This window comes from Clostridium sp. BNL1100, from assembly GCF_000244875.1.
GTDB lineage: Bacteria > Bacillota > Clostridia > Acetivibrionales > DSM-1351 > Ruminiclostridium.
Genome location: NC_016791.1, coordinates 4,028,887 through 4,049,802 on the forward strand (window position 1 = coordinate 4,028,887; position 20,916 = coordinate 4,049,802).

23 protein-coding genes are annotated in these 20,916 nt (G+C 39.3%); 1 reads left to right on the forward strand and 22 read right to left on the reverse strand.

What is annotated here, in order from left to right; translation table 11 throughout:
- Positions 1–43: 43 nt before the first annotated feature.
- The 5 genes from CLO1100_RS17135 to CLO1100_RS17155 form a co-directional block, all read right to left on the reverse strand.
- Positions 44–370, reverse strand: a complete 327-nt coding sequence (locus CLO1100_RS17135) for a hypothetical protein (RefSeq protein ID WP_014315032.1) — start codon at positions 368–370, stop codon at positions 44–46.
- The gene (locus CLO1100_RS17140) at positions 371–883 is read right to left on the reverse strand and encodes a hypothetical protein (RefSeq protein WP_014315033.1); all 513 of its coding nucleotides are present in this window, start codon (positions 881–883) and stop codon (positions 371–373) included.
- Between the two features lie 287 nt (positions 884–1,170).
- Positions 1,171–1,662: a Csac_0668 family 2Fe-2S cluster-binding (seleno)protein gene (locus CLO1100_RS17145; protein ID WP_014315034.1), complete on the reverse strand. Its 492-nt coding sequence runs from the start codon at positions 1,660–1,662 to the stop codon at positions 1,171–1,173.
- 18 nt (positions 1,663–1,680) lie between these two features.
- Positions 1,681–2,019 carry a metalloregulator ArsR/SmtB family transcription factor gene (locus CLO1100_RS17150; RefSeq protein ID WP_014315035.1) on the reverse strand — a complete coding sequence of 113 codons (339 nt, stop codon included), beginning with the start codon at positions 2,017–2,019 and terminating at the stop codon, positions 1,681–1,683.
- A 2-nt stretch (positions 2,020–2,021) separates the two neighbouring features.
- Positions 2,022–2,318 (reverse strand): hypothetical protein, encoded by a 297-nt coding sequence (locus CLO1100_RS17155; RefSeq protein ID WP_014315036.1) that lies wholly within the window; start codon positions 2,316–2,318, stop codon positions 2,022–2,024.
- Positions 2,319–2,902: 584 nt separating this feature from the next.
- On the opposite strand from CLO1100_RS17155, the gene CLO1100_RS17160 reads away from it, so the two are divergent.
- Positions 2,903–3,352 (forward strand): Hsp20/alpha crystallin family protein, encoded by a 450-nt coding sequence (locus CLO1100_RS17160; protein ID WP_014315037.1) that lies wholly within the window; start codon positions 2,903–2,905, stop codon positions 3,350–3,352.
- Positions 3,353–3,405: 53 nt separating this feature from the next.
- Here CLO1100_RS17160 and CLO1100_RS17165 read toward each other — a convergent pair whose 3' ends face one another.
- The 17 genes from CLO1100_RS17165 to CLO1100_RS17250 all read right to left on the reverse strand — a co-directional run bounded on the left by CLO1100_RS17165 (position 3,406) and on the right by CLO1100_RS17250 (position 20,915).
- On the reverse strand, positions 3,406–4,218 hold the full coding sequence (locus tag CLO1100_RS17165) for a hypothetical protein (protein ID WP_014315038.1): 813 nt from the start codon (positions 4,216–4,218) through the stop codon (positions 3,406–3,408).
- A 283-nt stretch (positions 4,219–4,501) separates the two neighbouring features.
- On the reverse strand, positions 4,502–6,103 hold the full coding sequence (locus tag CLO1100_RS17175; RefSeq protein WP_164493066.1) for a PD-(D/E)XK nuclease family protein: 1,602 nt from the start codon (positions 6,101–6,103) through the stop codon (positions 4,502–4,504).
- A 27-nt stretch (positions 6,104–6,130) separates the two neighbouring features.
- On the reverse strand, positions 6,131–6,817 hold the full coding sequence (locus CLO1100_RS17180) for a hypothetical protein (RefSeq protein WP_014315040.1): 687 nt from the start codon (positions 6,815–6,817) through the stop codon (positions 6,131–6,133).
- Positions 6,818–6,832: 15 nt separating this feature from the next.
- On the reverse strand, positions 6,833–7,057 hold the full coding sequence (locus CLO1100_RS17185) for a helix-turn-helix transcriptional regulator (protein ID WP_014315041.1): 225 nt from the start codon (positions 7,055–7,057) through the stop codon (positions 6,833–6,835).
- A 144-nt stretch (positions 7,058–7,201) separates the two neighbouring features.
- Entirely contained in the window at positions 7,202–8,764 is a 1,563-nt protein-coding gene (locus CLO1100_RS17190) for a recombinase family protein (protein WP_014315043.1), read from the reverse strand.
- A 1-nt stretch (position 8,765) separates the two neighbouring features.
- Entirely contained in the window at positions 8,766–9,182 is a 417-nt protein-coding gene (locus CLO1100_RS17195) for a recombinase (RefSeq protein ID WP_014315044.1), read from the reverse strand.
- Positions 9,183–10,748, reverse strand: coding sequence for a recombinase family protein (locus tag CLO1100_RS17200; RefSeq protein WP_014315045.1), 1,566 nt, complete (start codon positions 10,746–10,748; stop codon positions 9,183–9,185).
- Between the two features lie 61 nt (positions 10,749–10,809).
- A complete protein-coding gene (locus tag CLO1100_RS17205; protein WP_014315046.1) occupies positions 10,810–11,025 on the reverse strand; it encodes an SHOCT domain-containing protein in 216 nt (71 codons plus the stop codon).
- A gap of 55 nt (positions 11,026–11,080) precedes the next feature.
- Positions 11,081–13,069: a DNA polymerase gene (locus CLO1100_RS17210; protein ID WP_014315047.1), complete on the reverse strand. Its 1,989-nt coding sequence runs from the start codon at positions 13,067–13,069 to the stop codon at positions 11,081–11,083.
- A gap of 74 nt (positions 13,070–13,143) precedes the next feature.
- Positions 13,144–13,695 carry a DUF2815 family protein gene (locus CLO1100_RS17215; RefSeq protein WP_014315048.1) on the reverse strand — a complete coding sequence of 184 codons (552 nt, stop codon included), beginning with the start codon at positions 13,693–13,695 and terminating at the stop codon, positions 13,144–13,146.
- Positions 13,696–13,700: 5 nt separating this feature from the next.
- On the reverse strand, positions 13,701–14,837 hold the full coding sequence (locus CLO1100_RS17220; protein WP_014315049.1) for a DUF2800 domain-containing protein: 1,137 nt from the start codon (positions 14,835–14,837) through the stop codon (positions 13,701–13,703).
- Positions 14,830–15,147, reverse strand: a complete 318-nt coding sequence (locus CLO1100_RS17225; protein WP_014315050.1) for a hypothetical protein — start codon at positions 15,145–15,147, stop codon at positions 14,830–14,832. Before CLO1100_RS17225 ends, CLO1100_RS17220 begins: the two co-directional genes overlap by 8 nt.
- Positions 15,122–15,340: a hypothetical protein gene (locus CLO1100_RS17230; RefSeq protein ID WP_014315051.1), complete on the reverse strand. Its 219-nt coding sequence runs from the start codon at positions 15,338–15,340 to the stop codon at positions 15,122–15,124. Before CLO1100_RS17230 ends, CLO1100_RS17225 begins: the two co-directional genes overlap by 26 nt.
- A 129-nt stretch (positions 15,341–15,469) precedes the next feature.
- Positions 15,470–16,288, reverse strand: coding sequence for an N-acetylmuramoyl-L-alanine amidase (locus tag CLO1100_RS21365; protein ID WP_347455844.1), 819 nt, complete (start codon positions 16,286–16,288; stop codon positions 15,470–15,472).
- 91 nt (positions 16,289–16,379) lie between these two features.
- Entirely contained in the window at positions 16,380–17,921 is a 1,542-nt protein-coding gene (locus tag CLO1100_RS21170; protein ID WP_014315053.1) for a hypothetical protein, read from the reverse strand.
- The gene (locus CLO1100_RS17245) at positions 17,918–18,358 is read right to left on the reverse strand and encodes a phage holin family protein (RefSeq protein ID WP_014315054.1); all 441 of its coding nucleotides are present in this window, start codon (positions 18,356–18,358) and stop codon (positions 17,918–17,920) included. Before CLO1100_RS17245 ends, CLO1100_RS21170 begins: the two co-directional genes overlap by 4 nt.
- A gap of 85 nt (positions 18,359–18,443) precedes the next feature.
- Positions 18,444–20,915 (reverse strand): hypothetical protein, encoded by a 2,472-nt coding sequence (locus CLO1100_RS17250; RefSeq protein WP_014315055.1) that lies wholly within the window; start codon positions 20,913–20,915, stop codon positions 18,444–18,446.
- Position 20,916 lies beyond the last annotated feature (1 nt).

Genomic DNA, 20,916 nt, shown 5'->3' on the forward strand with positions numbered 1-20,916 from the left:
GAAATAAAAAAAGCGCCCTTCAGTTTTATAAAACCAAAAGACGCTACATGTTCATCTGCATCCCCTGATCAGGATAGAGGATGGCGAATCTTGCGTTTTGCAGATTTGTAACCGCATTACTTTTCAAGAATTCGGGATGAGATTTAAGCCACTGGAGATCTTCGACGGTTGCATCTTGAGGTTCCCCCTCGCCATAACGGAAGGATTTAACCGCCACTGTGATGTATTCTGAACCGCCGCAGTCCTCAACCAGTTCTTTATATAGCTGGGAGTTTTGTATGTCCTCCACTTCGGGAACCCCACTCATGAGTCCAACGTCGCGGATGCCAGTGTTGGTTTCCAGGCCGATGATGGAAAATATCTTGCTCACTTACATTCCTCCCATCATCGGACCGCTGTAACCGAGAGCGGGAGCGCTGTTTTTCATTTCCTTCTCCGGCTTGATGGAGTAATTCTCATCATTCCAGAGGCTGACATAAATCTCGCCGTCTGGCGTTTTGATAGGGCGCTGTTCTAGGCTTTCCCCGAAGCCATCTGCATTTTGTCCAACCACAAAATTCAAAAGCTCGGCTGTTTCCTCACCAGAAAGAGCTTCTGTTAGCCCGGCGGTCATGACTCCCCACAGCTCACCATCGCAGACTTCCACGGATGGATACAGGCTGTGTACCTTTTCCTTCAGCGCATCCTCATGGATGTATTCCGCAAGGCCGCGGTCATTTTTAAATTGCCGGTTCTCTTTGACGATGGCAGCGAGGATAGCATCTTCATAAGAGACAGCATCTGCAGGGGTGATTTCCACCGGATTGTCCTCCACTCCATACTCGCCCTGGGGGTAAGTCACGATCTTCAGAGGGAAAAAGATACGCATTGTTTCGTTTGCCATTTCGGTTTCCTCCATTCTTTTTCGCCACATCAGGCAATAAAAAAAGAGGCTATGCTTCTCATAAAAAAGAAAAACATAGCCTCATGTGCTTCTGCCTGACGGCAGATTTAGAAAATTGTTTTGGGTATATGAAAACAAAGGCATCAAGATTTATCATCTCAATACCTTTGGATTTTCAATTCAATTCTATTAATTTTTCCATTTAGCATAATTGATCCTATATACCAATAGATAATACCAAACTCATACGATACCAGTTTATAAAGTGTCACATGAATAATTTGTCACTATTTGATTGATAGTCCCTTATCTATTGCATCCTGAACTATTTGATGGCAACACTTACCTAATGGGTTGTTATTCTGGCATTGCGCATTTTTCATTGCTCCAGTAAGCTTCAAGACATCTTTCATATTTTTAGCACCATCTTTTACGACAGCAGTTATAACTTGTTCCTCCGTAACTTTACTACAGTAACAGGCATATTTAGGATTAGCGCCGTTCTTAAACCATATTGGTACTTTTACTTGCTGTTTATTAAATTTGATATTAGATTCTGTATTGTAATAAGTAATATCACATTCCTCACTCATGCATAAAAAATAATCCTTATCACCGATTTGCTCCGTTAACTCATCAAGTACCATATGCTTTACTGTAATGTTTTTAACAAGAGTACCTTGTTTTTCACATACAGGACACAAATTGTTATTTCCTACCTCACACGAAGATTTTTCTGAATTTCCACAACAACATTTATTCAAAGTTTCTTTTTCCATTATCTATATTTTCCTCCCTTAACTCTTATTTTCATTTTCTATAACCTCACAGGTACATATCTTATTTATACTCCCTTCGGCTATTGATTGGCCAAGCTGAATAAGTTCCTTTATTCTTTCGTCAGAAATATAATAATAGATATTCTTTCCTTCTTTAATTGACTTTACAAAATTACACCATTTCAAACATTTTAACTGCATTGATATAAGACTTTGGGAGCAACATAAATCTTCGGCCAGTTCACCTACGTTTTTTTTATCATTTAATAAAGAAATAATAATTTGGTATCTTGTAGGATTAGATAGTCCGTGAAAAAACTTTGTATACGCTTCAATTTGTTCATTTTTAATTTGCATAACTACCTCTCTAAAAAGTACGAATATGAAATAAATCCAACAGATATTACCGTTGAAATCCATAGAATAATTCTTGTGGTTTTTGGTGTACTCTTATTTTTTGCTATTATATAGTGAGCTACACCAAGCATTAATGCTGTTATTACTATGAAAACGTTTTTATAAGGTGTAATAACTGGAGCAAAAGAAAGACCTATACCGCTCAAACCAAGAACTGATAATAGAGGGATTCCAATACAACATATTGATGCAAAAAAAGATGATATAATTGATCCTACACTTAATATTTTCTCTTTCATAATATATCCTCCACATTATATAAACATTTCAACATTTATTGATATGTTTATATTAACATAATTTAATTATATATACAATAAGAAAAAATATAGTGTCTCTGTTACATTTTTAAAAGTTATGAATAACATATTGCAAACAATTTGTGAATTTACAAAAAACACCCGATGTCATCTATAAAATGCCTCAAAAAAACGGGCCGAAAAATGCACTATTTCTGCCCGTTTTTTTCTCATTTTTTGCTCCAAAACCACTACATATTGTGGTTGTACCCCTTTATTTTTTGTCTCGACCACAATACGTCATCATTATTATCACCTCAACGTGTTTTGAGAGGTCTTGATAGCTGTCAAAACGGCGTTTTAGTTCTATTTTTACCTACTCTCGAACTTAGGAACATATCCACGCTCGTAAATGGAAACATATCCAAGATTGACTCTCGTTTATGGAAAAATATCAAAGTCAAATTTAAATAAAAAAATTCTCAAAAATATATTGACAAGTGGAACATTCTGTGTTATATAATAATTAGCACTCAACAATCGAGAGTGCTAACAAAAAATAAATTGAAAAGGAGTTGTTATTTATGGCTGGATTAGTACCTTTTAACAAAAAGAACAAAGAAATCTCTACAAACACTGGCTTTGAGGACTTCTACAACGTACTTGATGACTTTTTTTCCAATGACTGGCCTTTTAGAAGAACCCTCACACATGACACTTTCAAAGTTGATGTCGAAGATAATGGCAATGAATACCTAATTGAGGCTGAAGTGCCAGGTATAGATAAAAAAGACATCAATGTTGAACTTAACGATGGAAAACTTATGATTTCTATTACTAGGGATGAAAACAGTGAATCAAAGAAAAAGAATTTCATCCACAGAGAGAGACGTTATAGTTCTATGAGTCGTTCAATTTATTTGGAAGATGCCAAGCCAGATGGTATTAAAGCAAAACTGGAAAATGGTTTACTTAAAGTTGTAGTTCCTAAAGAAGAAAAGCCAAACAACAGCATTACAATTGATGTTGAATAAGGCAAAATAAAGCACATCGGGTTATTCACCCATGTGCTTTATTTTTTATACTATCAATTGCTTTTTTTATTTTTCTTGTTTGTGTTCATTTTATTTACTGCTTTTAAATTAATTAGTGTTTCTTTATGTAATTTTGACGTTATATTGGGGAAAGCAGCAAATACTCTTTTCACAAACTCTTTATTTTGTTTTGATATATCATTAAATTTTTGGTTAAGCTCATCGATTTTATTTGTTAATACCCTAATCTGAGACAGTTCTTCGTCAGATTGTATTGATTTTAATTTTATAAAAAATTCCTCTGACATCGTCTCTTTGATTTCATCCGCAATCATATGAAGCTTCGATAGGTTGGTATTCAATTTTAAAGCATTTAGAGTAGATATTATATTATCAGTCAAGAATATGGATAGTAATATTAAACTTGATGTGTAACGCATGCTTAATGGCAACTTGTTAATCATATTAAGTAAAATAGGATTTAGAAAATATATTGCGATTAATGATAATCCTCCAAAAATCAACGAATTATGTAATACGACTCTTCCATGAATATTCAACTTATAATTTGAATAATCCCACCATTTTAAATGGTATATTCGTTCTAATAAATATCCCGTAACATATTCCAAAAGACTAGTTACAATCACTGCAAGAAAATAAACTATTATAGGATTATCTGAAAAAGGTGTCAAAATATTTATGACTGCAAGTGCTCCAAAGCCATAAATAGGACAATACGGGCCTATTAAAAACCCTCTGTTCACAAACTTTTTATCCGGAAACGAACAATATATTACCTCACATACCCAGCCAATAAAGCTGTATGTTAAAAAAAGCAAAAATTCTTTTATTATATACTCCATAACGATCCCTTTCTATAATTCAATATTATTCGAGAAACTTTTTCCTAATCCGCATTTTGTCTCAACAACTCTTTTAAAGCTTTCCTGTTCGATATTAGCCATACAGATGAAAAAATCTCTGATTTAAAAGCATCCGAAAAGCTCTCGGACTTAATAAAGCAAAGGAACTTATCCGATGAGCATGAACAAATCCAAGGCAATACCAATATTTTATTTGCTGTAATATCATTTTCCATCTGATGACATCTTTGAAAATAATATATCTCCACAGACGACGGTCTCTTTACTCCTTTTTTGCTTTGTAAATAGTATTTAGAAATCTTCTTTGCATTTCTTCTTCTAAATCATTATCGTAGTCCTTTGTGTGCTTATGCATTGCATTAATGAAATCTTCAAAATAAGTCACATCATCAAACAGGCTCCTGTTTTCAATAAAGAAATTATAAATTTCTCTGTAATAAATGACAGTATACTTTTCACCGCACGAAAACTTGCTTAATTCAATGCGATTGTAATTAGGTGAAAAAATAAAGCAACTCACAGATTTCTTGCGATACTCATCATCAGTTGTGACTTGTTGATAGTATTTTTTAAGCTGTGATTGTACCTTATCACTGTAAATATCGTGTCGGTCATCAATACCATTGATGCTTGATTTGATTTTATTTTCTATTACAATGGCATTGTTTTTGTCAGAGATTAGCAGGTCAATATTTCTCTTTTCTCTCTCTATGTTGAAATCTGTTTGTATCTTGATAGATAAAACTTCATGCGCAAACTTAGAAAAAGCTTCTCTATTTATATTGAAAAAGTAAGCAAGCATATTGGAAAAAGCGAGTTCATTGTCTTCCTGCTTAATTATTTTAAGGAAATTGAAATGTGGATCTTTTTGTAGCTTTGGCAATTCAGAAATTGCTTGGGTCGTATTAGTATCTTCCCATAGCTCTTTGGCCTCAATTATCTGATTCAAATCAGCAAAGGAATCCGGCTTTTCATTTTCGTTGTAGAACTCTCTTAATGTTTGTTTGCCAAATCCTTTATTTGTACGAATGAAAAAAGTGTTATCTCCACTTACAGATTCATCGTCTGTAATATAAATCTGATTTTTTGGCTTAATAACCCTATCCGCAACAAACGTAGTATAAGCATTTTTTTCTTCTTCAAGGCTACCTTGATATGAATTTTCATTAAATAAATCAACAAGGCTTACTCCACCATAGGTCAGCCCTAATTCAACTTGCCCTTGATATCTCTCTTTTCGCGTAAGTTTACTGTCGGCAAAATCAAGAATTTTAACACCCTCTGCCTTCGCTAGTATTTTATATGTTTTCGAGGCAAATTTCCGTACCAACAAAACGGTTATACAACTTTCTCCATGAGATAATTCTATTGTTCCTTGTGAATTCAGATAAATATAGTTCTTTCCATCATCAGCCTTATATAAGTTAATTATTTCATGACCTATATTATCGCCCTCAGACAAATAGCCTCCAACATACATTTTGTTGATTATTATTTCTCTACTCTTATGTTTTGGCTTTTCTGTGATTTGTTTTCTATTCTCAACTGGAACTAATTTCCCATCTGATGACAAAAATAAACGAAACCTTCTTAAATGAGATAAGTAGCTATTAACAAGTGAAACAACGTTACCGGTCGAGTTATTAGAAAGAGCTTTTAATAACTCTTCCTTTGCATCACTCTCAAAATCAGTAGATGTCACTACATTCCAGAACAGCTCTTTACTCCCTTTTTTCCAAAGATAGAAGGAATCAGAGTAAGAAGTGCTGACTGTTGATTTGGAAAGGTTCAGGCTATGTAAGAATTTTTTATATAATGATCGTAACTCTTCATAAGATAAAGCTTTCATATTGTTTATCTCCAAGGTTGCTCCTCCCTTACCCAATCAAATCTACTCATCCTCATCCTCGTCCTCCTCAGTAACATCGATACCAAATAACATCTGAAATTTATCGAAGTTATAGGGGTATGAGTTATCACCATCAAAGCTTACCGATTTATGGCCATTGCTATATTCAAATTCCAGCTCCCACTGTGTACCATCAAGTACCATGTATCCGAAACGCTTTGTTGAGTATCGTCTACGCCACTCACCGATATGAAGATCTTTAAGTGCAACTATAAAAGTATCCTTTGTACACGGCTCCTGGTTATCTTCATCCCATAATGAGAGAGGTTCTTCATCTTCCCATAACTTTGTATAGGCTTTCAATTCATCAGTTAGTTCTACAACATAATTACTATAGCCACCAAAGTAACCTCCAATGCTAAAGGTTATCTTACTGATGGCATCTATATTTGCATCAAAGTCAGCTGCCTTTTCTTCTGCCTTTGATAAGGTATACGTTCCACCAGCTTCAGCATAGGCTTCTTTGGCTTTCTCTAAATATTCACGATTCCAGTGTAGGCGAGTATCTTCACTTGGATGCATAACAGTTTTAATGCCACCATGCGGGTTTTCCATTGAGTTTTTTAGACGACCTATTTCTTGCTTAAGTCCCCGGATAGCGGTCATTATCTGTTCTTTAGTTTTTCCTTTAAGATACTCTTCGTAATAACTTTCTGGACTGATCATCATATTAGACCGCCTCCTTTACTCATTGCCTGTCTTTATTTCATTGCCATCAGGCAAAATAAACGCCTGCTCAAACTTAATATCCAATACATCGGCTATAGCCTTCAACTCATCCAAGGTTATAGTTTCACGTTTTAATTTCTTATTGAAATTCTGTGGAGTCTGACCAATACGTCTAGCAAGTTCCGCGACGCTAATATTCATTTGTTCACATAGTTGCTTAATCATATCTGCCGTAGTCATACAGCACCTCCAATTTACACTAAAATATATTATAAACCATTTGGTTGATAATAACAATAGTTTTTTCAATATTGCTACAATTATAAACCAAAAGAAAAACCCACAACTCTACGTTAGAGTCATGGGCCATCTAAGTTCCTTTTTTCATACTTCAACTTCAATGCCAGATTTAAAGCATATTACAAAGTGGTCATTGTAAACAGTAACATTCTGTATTAACTTTCTTACAAGTGCATCATCATATCTTTGGGTACGGTATTTATTGTTGCGGATAAATTCTATCAGCTCGTTGATCCTCTCATTCTCTCCACTTAAGGATGCATCCTCCACAAGAAGGTTCTGCCGTTTTTCACGCAAGTTATCAATCTCATCTGCAAGAGGTTCATAGTCTTTCCCTTTATTCGCAAGGCTAATTAACTCTTTCTGCTTTTCTTCAAGCAAGGTGTTAATCTCTGAAATTTGATACTCTGTAGCGTCACCGATTACTGCATGAATGTTTTCTTCCAGTGTTTTTATCATGTTGTCACCGCCAGCAAGTAATCTATTAATGGCGGTCATAACAGCATCATATAAATCGCCTTCCTTTACTGTTCGGCTCTTACAAACTTCGGGGCCTTGCTCGATTCTTGTTACGCATCGCCAAACAATTTCTTTTCTACCGTGAATGTTCCAGTAAACTCGTCTGTAAATATCACCACAATCGCCACAAAAGGTTATGGAGCTCAAAGCGTATTTACTGCTGTAAATCCTTTTGTTCTTGTCTTCACCTGTGTAAATGTTATTCCGGCGATGAAGCTCTTCCTGTGCTTGTAAAAAAAGTTCTTTTGGAATAATAGCATCATGGTTATTTTCAACATAATACTGCGGGAGATGACCTTCATTCTTGACCCTTTTCTTTGTAAGAAAATCAACTGTAGTGGTCTTTTGCAAAAGTGCATCACCGATGTATTTCTCATTCGTAAGGATTTTCTTTAAGGTTTCTGGTCTCCACTTTGGTTTTCCGGCAGCTGTTAAAATACCATCCTTTTCAAGATCCCTACCAATACCCGCCAGGCTTTTGCCCTCAAGGTATTCTCTATAAATTCGTTTAATGATTTTTGCCTCTCCAGGAACTATTATTAAATTGCCGTCTTCGTCTTTTGTGTACCCCATGAAACGCTTGTGGTTGACCTGTACCTTTCCTTGTTGATATCTGTATTGAAGTCCCAGTTTAACGTTCTGCGAAAGGCTCTGACTTTCTTGCTGTGCTAGAGATGCCATAATGGTAAGCAATACTTCACCCTTGGCATCCATTGTATTGATGTTCTCCTTCTCGAAAAATACCGATATGTTCTTCTCCTTGAGTTGTCTAATGTACTTTAGGCAATCCAGAGTATTACGAGCAAATCGACTAATGGACTTGGAAATAACTAAATCTATTTTACCCTCCATGCACTCATCTATCATACGGTTGAACTCTTCACGTTTTTTTGTGTTAGTGCCAGATATGCCGTCATCTGCAAATATGCCTGCAAACTCCCATTCAGTATTTTTCTTAATAAACTCTGTATAATGTGCAACCTGCACCTCATAGCTTGAATTCTGTTCTTCAGTTTCTGTAGAAACACGGCAATAGGCAGCAACACGCAGTTTCTTTATTATCTCTTTTGCGGCTGTACTTCCAACTCTTTTTCGTGCTGGAATTACAGTTATATTTTTCTCTGCCATATTAAACCTCGCTTTCTATCAGACTATATAAATACTCTGCCCGTGCTATAGGCTCATTTGGAAGTTTTTCTTCTGCCTTTCTCATCTTAAATCGTTCTATAGGGGAGGGGGAGGTAAAAGCCGCAAGCTCTACAATCCTTCCTAAGTCCTTAGCACGTTTATTTCTAACTTCTTCGGCCTTATCAAATGTTTCCTTATCTATGATTGCTGGATATATATCATTCCCGAGATAAAGGACATTTTTTAATATACGTCCCATCACTGAATGGGTCTTTTCAATACCTGCCTGTTCGCCAGCCACTGTAAGGGATAGTCCTGATATGTATTTTTCAAAGAACTCCTTTACTTGACCTGCTGCCTTTTCATCGACAGTAACAACCCCATCCGTAATTGTATATCCGTATGGTACATAGGCCATTTATCTCACCACCTTTTCTTTAAGGGAAAGACCACATTTCATTATAAATGTTAGCTCATCCCTTGAATTTACAATAATGTTGTCTACAAATTTTTCAAATGCTTCTTCTGTATAATCGCCATCAAACTTATCTTTCGCCACATAATCAAGAAGTAACTTTATCTCGTCTGCCTGTGAAGTACCATTAGTAAATGACATTACTAGATTCGTCTTCTCAGCAGTAAGATTTTTAATTTCAATATCCAAGGAGCTTCGTTCTTTGTTAAAAAGCGCTGGTTCAAGAAAGCCTTTCGTCATAAGTCCAATAAGAGTATTGCGTTCTTCGGTTAATTGCTCCATGCGCTTATCTATGGCATCAATTCTTTCAAGGTCACATTCTTCGTCAATTTTGTTTATTGAATTGTAAAGTGGCTCTAGGATTATCTTTCTGCTGAACGCCAGTTTATTCATCATCGTTGTAAATGTGGCTTTTATCTCTCCATCACGTAAAAATAGCATGGAACAACTGTCCTTGTCTTCAATGTGCCCTATGCAACTCCAGGCTATATAACTTCTACCAACAGAATAATTTGTTTTTCTCCTAAACTTGGAACCGCACTCTCCACAGATTATTCTTCCACTCAGTACATATCTGTTTTGATAGGCATTCTTAGCAAAGGAATTATTACGACTCTTTGCTCTTTCTGCTATCAGCTTTTGAGCCTTAGAAAATACTTCTCTACTGATAATAGGCTCATGGTGATTCTTACAGTAAAACTGATCCTTCTCGCCATTATTAATATGACGGTTGAAGTTGCTGTCTGTATATGTCTTTTGAAAAAGGACATCGCCTTTGTATTTTTCATTTCTGAGCATTTCAATTATCGTACCTGAACTCCAATGATTACCTCTTCTTGCAGGAATCTTATCCCTGTTCAGACCTTTTGCAATAACACTTCCACCTTTACCTGAAAGGCACTCTGTAAAAATGCGTTTTATTACTTCAGCTTCCTCTGGAATAATAACCATCTCACCATTAACATTTGCATAACCATAAGGAGGGCTGCCAATAATGTAACTGCCGTTTTGAAATTTCTTAGTAATTGACCATGTAGTATTTTGCGATATTGACGCAGACTCTTCAGCAGCAAACCCAGATAAAATAGAAAGCATCAATTCACTTTCCATATCACCCGTATTCAGATTTTCTTTTTCAAAATAAATATAAACACCGATATCCATTAGGTGCCTTACCAGCTCTAGGCAATCCGTGGTATTTCGTGCAAAACGGCTGATGGATTTGGTTATGATAAAATTGATCCTATCATTCTCACAATCACGAATCATCCGGAGAAGTTCAGGTCGTTTTTCCTTCTTGGTACCTGATATCCCTTCGTCATAATAAAGTCCGGCAAACTCCCATTCTGGATTGGATTTAATATAGTTTTCATAGTGTTCCCGCTGAGCTTTAAGGCTTACCAGTTGTTCATCACTATCCGTTGAAACCCTAGCATAAGCGGCAACTCGAAGTTTGTTTTTAGATAGCTGTGATCTGGGAAGTTCATCTATTTTCGTTATCTTTTTCATCATCTCACCTCACTTTCTGCTATTACATATATCACTCTAAAAGGCAATAATAGCAAGTGTTTCAGGGCATTATCTCGGCTAACTTTGGAGAGAATTTCTTCCTATTTAATACGGAAATTTTCTCTAATTCATCATCCGTAATCTTGCCTTCCTTATGCAGCATATTAACAATGCTATCTGCTATATAAAAGTCGTATTCATTTTGTAATTGTTCTTCTGTCATCGGTTCAATCTCGCCCTTGATAGGACAGCCATCTTTCACTTCAATAATTTTCATAAAAAAACACCTCCTACCTGGTAGCCACGGCGGGAGGTGAAATCTGATGATTTAATTAATCTTTTTTATAAAAATCGCATTCATAACCATCGGCATTAAGGAGCAACCCCTTTGCCCAGGGAGGAACTCTACTCATCTGCTCACATACGCTATCTATTGCCATTCGAGGGTCTGCCTCAATGATAACTTCATCATGCACATGAGCCACTATACTACACGTTCTAAGTGTCTTCATGGCATACATCAAAATATCACGGGAGATTGCTTGAACAATATTCTCTACAAATTTGGGTCCATAACTTTCGATTCTTTCCCATTTCTTCGTTCCGCCTACACCCTCATAAGTCACAGACTCACCACCAAAGATATTTTCACCGATACGAGGTTTTACATAAGCAAGCTGTCTACCGGAAGGAAGAACAATGAATAACATTCCGCTCATGCAATGAAACTTAATGTTATGAGTTTCCTGTGACTTATTTTCCTTAATACATTTCTTAACTATTCTATCAACATCCCACCAGAACTTTACGATGTTTGGATTGGATGCTCTCCAGGCATTAACAAGGGGTTTCAACTCTTCCTCTTCAAGTCCCATCTCCAGCGCACCCATAGCCTTTAATGCACCAACAGATCCACCGTATCCAAGTGCCAGTTCGGCGATTTTTCCTTTCTGCCTTAGATGACCGTTAACACCATGCTTTTCAACAGGAACTTTAAACATTTGCGATGCGGATGCGCAATAAATATCACCGCCGCTTGCAAATACTTCGGTTCTCCATTCCTCACCTGCAAGCCAGGAAAGCACACGAGCCTCAATAGCAGAAAAGTCTGCAACGATAAACTTATTGCCAACCTTTGGTACAAAGGCTGTACGGATAAGTTGTGAGAGCGTGTCCGGTATATCTTCATAGAGCATTTCAAGTGTTTTAAAATCACCGCTTTTTACTATACTGCGTGCCTCTTTTAAATCCGGCATATGATTTTGTGGCAGGTTCTGTAATTGCACAAGCCTTCCTGCAAAGCGGCCAGTTCTGTTTGCACCGTAAAACTGGAACATACCTCTGGCACGAGAATCTGCACAAATAGCATTTTCCATTGCCGTATATTTTTTTACAGATGATTTTGCAAGTTGCTGACGGAGCTTAAGAACTTCAGCCAAAGGCTCCGGTGCATCCTTCAATAACTCTGCCACAGCTTTTTTACCAAGTGTATCTGTTTCTAGCCCGTTATCGGAAAGCCAGCCTTTCATCTGTTGTACCGAGTTGGGATTATCAAGTTCTGTTAATTGCTGCATTGCTGACATCAGTTTTTCATGAGAAATCTCATCCATAGCAATAGCCTGTTTTACAAAATCCATATCCACCCTTATGCCACGATCATTGATTTCCTGGTCAAGATGGTATTCATCCCATATATCTTCTGGCACAGGAAACTTTATAAGCCTTTGTTGTATCTGGATTTCTGTTTCAACGTCACGCTTGTTATAATCCTTAAACCTCTGCCATTTCTCCTCATCATTACTTGGCAGATTACGAGTTCTGCCACTGTTTGATTTAGTAGGAGTACACGGAACACAAAAGTATCTTATAAGGTCTTTGCCTTCGGTCAACTTTTGCTTTTCAAGGCCAAGAACAGCACCCACACCTTCCAAAGAAAGGGGGAGTCCCATATAAGCAGACCACACCATAGAACATTTCCAGGATGCAGGGTTTAGATATCTTGCTAGTTCTTTTGATAGTGGATGGTTGTCGTGAAATGGGTCAAGGTTTATCCCTAAATCGGATAAATACCTTGATAGGCAGATACGCTCAAATTGAGCATTGAATGCCCACTTGGTTACTTCTTCATCGGTTAAGGCATCGAGTATTTCTTTCGGTATTTTTTCTCCACTCACAAGGTCAACCACCATAACCTCTCCACCGTCAATTGAATATCCGAACAGTAATATTTCAAAATCATCTGCCTCCACATAACGATAAACTCCGCTCTTTTGTAGATTAACAGATGAGTAGGATTCAATATCGATTTCCAAGTTCTTCATAGCACTCCTCCATTCCTAAAAGAAAAAAAGGTGGCAGAGGGAAAACCTCCACCACCGCAATGTCATCGTTCCTTTTAGGCAAGGAAGTCATCATCTACAAGAGTAGTAAAATCATCTGCTGCAGAGGTCTTGCCACCGAGAGGTTCGCCATCCTTAATCTTTTGAATGTTCCCAAGACCACAAGCTACACCCTTATTGCCGTTGGAGTTGAATGCATAGAAGTTAAGAGAAACTCTTCCATAACAACCGCTGTACACTTCACTGCGATCCATAATAGGTTTAACTCTTTTATCTACAATCTGCGGAGCTGTAATGCTGTTGGCATTGATAAAGTAATGCCCCTTATATGCTTCATCATCACGCTCTACATCACCATCACGGAGCGGAAGTTTAATGGTAGCTTTATTCGGTTTCTTACCACCGAACTTTGCAATACCTTCTTCAATAGCTGCATCGATGGCAGCATTTACTGCATTAATAGTTTCTTTATCATCCTTTGGAATGAGAACGGATACGCTGTATTTCTCAGCACCGCCGTTAATAGATACTGGCTCCCATCCGTGGAAGTAAGAGAGTCTTGTGTTTACACCTGTGATAACCTTTGTTTTATTAGTGTTATTTGCCATAATATTTAATCCTCCATTATTTCGTTAAATTCGTTTTTTGCATCTGCTACGTTCATAGCCGGTCTTTTATCCGAGTTGGGAACAAGAGTCGGCTTGCCCGGTGGTTTATAAATGAGGCTTCCTAGAATTTCCTCAAACTTGGTTTTACCCATCAGTTTTTGCATCTCTGTCATAGGGATAAGGCTCTTACGGTAAATGTCTTTAAATCCGCTTGCCACAGCTTTTTCTGCGATGACATTTTCATCTTTGTATTTGCGAACCGAGCGACCTTCCACAACTTTAAAACCATTCCACTCTTTGCCGTGGTTTACTGCAGCGTCTGTTGCGTATGCTGTTATTTCATTTGCCCATTTAGTAAGGTCGGGGAGAATGAATAAAATCTCTTCTATCTCATTGTCAGTAAGTAACGGTGGCATCTTAAACTCGGTCTGTGCGAGTCTTAATTTTTCTTCGGCTCTTGCACGGCATCTGGTGGATGCTCTGCAGAAAGTACACCAATCGCCGGGAATATATTCGCCCTCGCCGTTATAGGCTTTTACTGCCTTTGGCTTAAGTTCCTCTTCTGCCCAATCTTTAAGTTCATCTACCGGCACAGTCCATGTGCTGACATTTTCTCTTCTTGGCTGGAAAATCGTCATTGACACTTCGTTGATATCATAAAGGCTGTCATAGATTTCAAGAGCACCTAAGGCATACAGTTTCATCTGAGGATTGTCCACAGCATCTACAAGCACACCCATGCCATATTTGAAATCCACTATGTGAAGTCTGTCATCTGAAATGATTAAACAATCTCCAGTACCAAAGCCGTCTGGCACATAACAGGAAAAATCAAGGCGCTGTTCGATAAGGACGATAGGATCATTGCAGATTTGCTTTGCAAGCTCCACCTGTTCCATAACGAAATCAACATAGGCATCCGTACATTCTTCCATCTCATCCGAGTCATATTCTGATATAGGACGCTTACTCCTTATATGAAGTGCCTTTTTCAGTTTGTGTTCTGAGAGAGCATGTGCCGCTGATCCTTCCTCTGCTGCAGTACCGCTTGCATCGTCAAATTCAAGTTCAAGCCTTGCCGACGGTAAACAATGAAGCCATCTGTGTGAAGATGATGCAGATAATATTGCGTGATTACCCATTGCCAAGAACCTCCGCATCTTTCAAGATGTCAGCATAATAAGCCTTGTCAACGGCACTTAACTTGTCAGCACCATACTTCCCGATGATGCCTCGCACTTGGGCAGTAAATCCAAGCTGACTTTTTTCGGCAAGCACCATACGCACTTTTTCAAGTGGGATATCCGGCTCTTTTGCGGTTTCTGTCTTTGTGGCAGGCACTTCTTTGGGTGCAGAATCACTTTCCACCATTGCATCACAAACTGCCTGTATGCTGTCTGCAAGACTTCGCATATCGTTTACCACATCAAGCATTAACTTTACTTTGCTCAAGGTCATTTCCTCCTTTCGTAGTCTCACAGATAGCAAGTTCCTCGACACTATCTCCTGGAATTAGAATGGTTACACGCTGTTTATCTCCAAGGAGGAAACGTAGGATGCGCTCCCTTATGGTGACATTACGGCAAGTAACGATTCCGCCTATCTGTGGCTCTTTTGAAACACTGATTTTAAGATTGTGTTTCATGTCCTTCACCTCTTTCAAAGGGCGATTTATTTGTTGCCCTCTACCTGGTAGCCACGGGAGGAAAGGAAATCTGACGGTTTAGAAAAAAATAATGCCCTCGGAAGTTTTAAGACCTCCAAGGGCACCTGCTTAAGTAGGGATTTTCAATTTCTGACCAGTATAAATGATATTTGAAGTTAGGCCATTAAGTTCTTTAATCTCACTATACCTTTCACCATTACCAAGCTTTTCTTTAGCAATCTTCCAAAGGGAATCCCCTTTAACTACGGTATATACTTCATATGGCGGAGCAGATTTTCCCAAGTATACAACTTTTCCATTTTCATCAAACACCGAATAACCAGGGTTCGCATCTGCACTGCGTTTTGCATTTTCAAGTATCTTAAATGCACCTTTTTGCGATTTGGCATCACCCCAGCTTTTTCTCACCCTATATATAATATCTTCCGGCAATGGCTTACTTGCTGTTAGTGCATTCTTTACTTCGGCGCGGAAATCATCCATCGACTTGCCGTGTTTAGGAAACCAGTGCATCACATCTGCGTGATTGCTGGCAATGCCTAGCTTGTAACCCTCACTGTGACAGATTATATTCTTTTCGGTCAAATCATAGAGTTTGCAGAGATATACACAAAGTTCAACGGCCTCCCGGTACACCTTCTTAAAGTAGGTGGTGTCCGAAAGACCGTCCTCACAAATCTCAAAGCTTATATGCGTATCATTTGCGTTACCACCAGCATGCCATCCTCGATGATTCCATGGCAAGGTCTGGTATGTGGCGATTGTTCCATCTGCCAGTTTACCAATGAAAGCATGAACACAAACTTGACGGCCGTCTGGCTTATCTTGATTCCAATGGTTGTTATATTGGTTTTTTCCAAGCAAACCATCATCCGGTCCAACATAGCGTTTCAGCCATGGGTTATTTGCCCCGGTGGAATGCACCATAATACCTTTCGGTACAATCGTTCTACCTGCCTTAAAGCAGGCATTGTTCGTTAATATTAACTTACGTAAATTCATTACAATCACCTCAAATTCAAATGTTGGCTGTCGCAAGATTGACAGGATATAAGTGATAGGTAAACTTCAAATCACAGTAAGCATTTGCCGATGAGCCATCACTTCCCATACGGATATACAATCCATAGCCGGAAGGTACCCTGCCTTGACGCATTTGGATATGCGTATGCAAACCAGCATTTGAAGTATCATCACCGATAGGTGTGCTACGTGAGATTCTGGTAAAGTTCACTTCATCGTTAGAGATATATAAGTCTAGCTCTTTTTCGCTTGTATCCGATTGGCGGCAAAGGGTAATTAAATGACAATCATAAGTTGTTGGATAAAGCAATCCGCCCTGTCCGCCTATAACCACGCTACCGATTGGCAATAACGTGTGCAAATGTCCCCGAACACCGGTAGGATTACCGCTCAACGCATACCTTAAATAGCTTGCTCTGGCAAATGCATTGATCGTAGCTGTTGCAGTAGAGGTAAGAGTTAATGGTGTTGTCGCATTTTCCGCTCTTTCCAATAAGAACAGACTCTCACCGGAAGGGATGGTAACCTCACCAATGGAGAAAATCTGACTCGTCCAATAGCCTGTGCTTATCGGGTTCGGCACTGTTCCAGGACCATAGGAAATATTCGCTACATCTTGAACACCCCTTATAGCTCCAGCAAGTTTCTTGACAGTATTGCGGAGTGTATCTTGGATCAGTACCTGCACATTGTTTGCGGTTGGACTACCCAAGGATGTAACAAAAGTATATGTTACCGAGCCAAGTACCACATTGTTACCGCTATTTATGCTCGTGAAAGTGATAGCCCCTCTTCGGCTTACCATATCCGGCGCAGTAGCAGTTTCTATTGGGTGTAAATGGTTGAGAATAATACCAGTCCTTAAATATAACGTGTCACGCATATCCTCGATCAGACTGTGCGTGGTATTTAGCAAATTGTAGTTATCATTTAATAAACTATTTGTGGTGTTTAGTAGGGAAAAGTTATCCTCTAATAGGTCATGAGTAGTGTTCAAAAGAGTATGGTTATCGTCGACTAGACCATTTGTAGTGGATAACAAGCCATAAGTATCATTTACTCGGTTGTGTGTGGTATTTAACAGGTTATAGTTGTTATTGAGCAGGTTATAAATGAGATTTAACAGATTATCTATCTGGTTAATATCCAGTTCTGCCAAGGCAGATAAAACCTGATTGAGCCATTCCTGTGCTGGTGGATCAGGAGGTTCAGCTATACCATCTACTAGTGCCTCCTCAACGATGGTCAGTATCCGGACGCTTTTGCCAACCACATCGCCATAAGTAACCCTTATCTCTAGCTGACCAACACCAACGATTTCTGTGTCGGTTGCACTAGGTGACCAGGTAAGAATACCGTCAGCATAGTTTGTGACAACCGGGTAGGCAGTACTATCAGGCCTTTTGTATATAGCACTTAATGCAGCACCTGGATATGTTCCATCTAGTAAACTTGAGACATCAAATTCAAGATTGCGAAAGTGGTGCTCACCACGTCTGCCAATAAAAACAGTTGCAGCTTTTGTTATATCAATCATATTTCATCACCTGACTTTGGAGTTTTCCTATCGCGCCCATGTAACTGTTCTAGAACCTCTTTAAGTTTTTCCGGGATAGGTAGTCCGATATGTCCGGCATTCTCCAAAATAGAAACACCCTCATTGCTCAAATAAAAAAAGATTACTGCAGTTCGAAGTATACCACCACTGTCACCAGCGCTACCCAGTATCTGCGTATCAAGAATATGGGCCACACCCACCAATGTAAAAATAAGCACCTTTTTAAAGATGCCTTTTGCACCAATTTCACTAGACAGCTCTTTATCAATAATGGCACAGAGCACTCCGGTCACATAATCTATTGCGACAAATGCTATCAGCGCATAAAGAAAACCGTCATAGCCACCAAGAAACCATCCAAGAAATCCTCCAATAGCTGCAAAGGCTAATTGTATCCAGTTCCATATCTCTTTCATTAAAAACACCTCCATTAGTTGAAATTTGTGTATAGAAAAGCGCCCCTGCATATAACAAGAGCGCCTAATTGTATTTGCTTAACCCTTATAGTTTCACAATAAGATTGTGTATTTGCTCCATAACATCTGCCTTCGGTCGCCCTGTTCCAATGGGTAGCCACGGGAATGGTGGGATGTCAAACTTTGTAGAAGTATCAAAATCGTTTATTGCCGTAATAACCGAATCCATTGCCTTATGTATTTCAGTAATGTGAAACAGCCAATTTTTTACAGTTGTTCTACCAGTAATGATCTCCTCTTTCCAAGTCACAGAGGAAAGGTTGTAATAGCTACGCACTCTGGTTACAGCAGTACGAAGGGTCAGAATATGCATTGCCTTTACATGTGTCACATTAGCTGTGATGACTTCAAAGGGTAACTCCAATACTGTGAAGGTACGAACTATTTCTGCGCTTGCTGACTCGATATCACTGTCAAGACAACGGAAAGTAACCGTGTGATTTCCAACAGAAAGAGGTAAAGCTTGATAAATCGTCTTAACACCGTTACCGAGAAAACCACTTGTAGAAAACCTTTCAGGATTGTCTACGCTGTTTTGCCATGGGCCAGAATCGACTTTGACCTCCACTATTTGCGTCTGACCATCTGGTTCTATGCCCGTTATAATCATAAAACGTGGAGTAGTGTTATAAGTAGAACTACCAGAAATAGGGCAGATAATTGTTGGTGCAGCAGGGGGACTATTTTTCTTTACTGTTCCGCTGACTACATAAGCGGAGACTGCATCCAATGTATCGGTTACACTGATACGGTAACGAGTATAGGTACCAGCTATCTGTGAACCATTCACTTCGAGGATGCCAGAAGTAGCACTTGAAACTACAGTAGTCAGAGCTTCATATGCCGACCAATTTACTCCGTCTGTAGATGTTGCCTGTTGAATAACATACTGCTTAATAGCACTGGTTCCCGGTATTGTTCCACTCCACGAAAGGGTTATTTTTCTAACCTCATATATATGAGGAGCAGCGGTAAAGGTAGTCGGTGGTATCGGCAGTGTATTTCTACGGACGGTGTTGCTAGATATAGTCCAATCGGAATAGAAACTTTCTCCGGCTGTTCCTCGCGTTCTTACTCGGAATCGGCGATAATTCCCGCGAGTGGTCGTCGGACTGACAATTACGCTACCGCTTGTTGCAGAAGTGAACACCGTTGTCAGCGCTGTCCATGCTCCCCATGTGCTGTTATCTGATGAATCGCTATATTGTATCTCATAGGATGTAATGGCATTTCCTGCACCACCGGAAGCACCACTCCAAGAGAGGGTGACGTTTCCTTCGGCCAACGTTGAGCTTAATGAGCAAACGCTTGGTGCTACGCAGGCAGTGATATTGCAATAGATACTATTGCTAATTACCTCTGAAGAATAAACATCAAGAGTGTCTATCGTCCAAATGCCAAATTGAGTATATGTGCCTGGAACTCTCGATACATTTGGGTTATAACTGCCACCGCTAGCCGACAGGGTCAGGGTGGTCAGAACATTCCATGGACTCCAGGTGCTGTTGTCCGTAGAAGTCCTGCTTGCAATCTGATAGCCCTTAATAGCACTAGTTCCACCGGAAGCCCCGCTCCATGTCAGCGTGATGATTTCATCGCTATAGTTTGAGGGAAAAGCTATCGCAGTGGTAGCCGGGCTTGGTACCGTGTTTCTACGGACAGAGTTTGTCGATACCTTCCAGCCGGAATAATAGCTTGCTCCAGCTGTGCCGCGTGTCCGTACTTGAAATCTACGGTAATGACCACGTGTTGAAGGCGGGGCAACTGATACACTGCCGCTCGTTGCAGTAGTAGTTACCGTTGTCAGTGCTGTCCATGATCCCCATGTGATGTTATCAACTGAATCACTATATTGTATTTCATAAGATGATATCGCATTATTTATGCCACCGGATGCGCCACTCCATGACAATGTAACGTTGCCTTCCGAGAGGGTTGCGTTTACCGAGCAGGAAGCTGGTGGACTGCAAGCGGTTGTCCGGCTTGCCCAGTTTATAGTCAGCACAATTTGGCTTAAGTTATCCCTTGCACCAAAGCCCATGTAGTTCAGAGAACTTGAGCCTGCATCCATGAATAGGCAATTACTGGCACCGCTACCGATAGAATCAATTAGAGCAGTGGAAATGGCAATATCTTTTGCACCCTGTCCAGCGGAAACGGTATAGTTGTATCCTCCAGTAACTTTCGTAGGTCTACTCCCAGATACGCTTGTACTTGAGGTGGGTGCAGGCATGCCAGATGCATTTCCTGCATATAGCGTCATAGTTCTGGCGGAGCCCCAATCGCCTGCAGCTATCCTGACAAGGTGGATGCTGGCCGATGTTGGATAATAGCTTGCGTAGGTATTTCGGATGCTGGCGAGGTCAAACAGCATAGCGCCCACGTTCTCATAATTGTTAGCATCAGGATAAACACCTTGTCTAACGTAATCTGTTACTCCAGCAATCCAGCTTCCGTTACGCCATGTACAAGCATTTGTTGCCTGATAAGTTGCCATA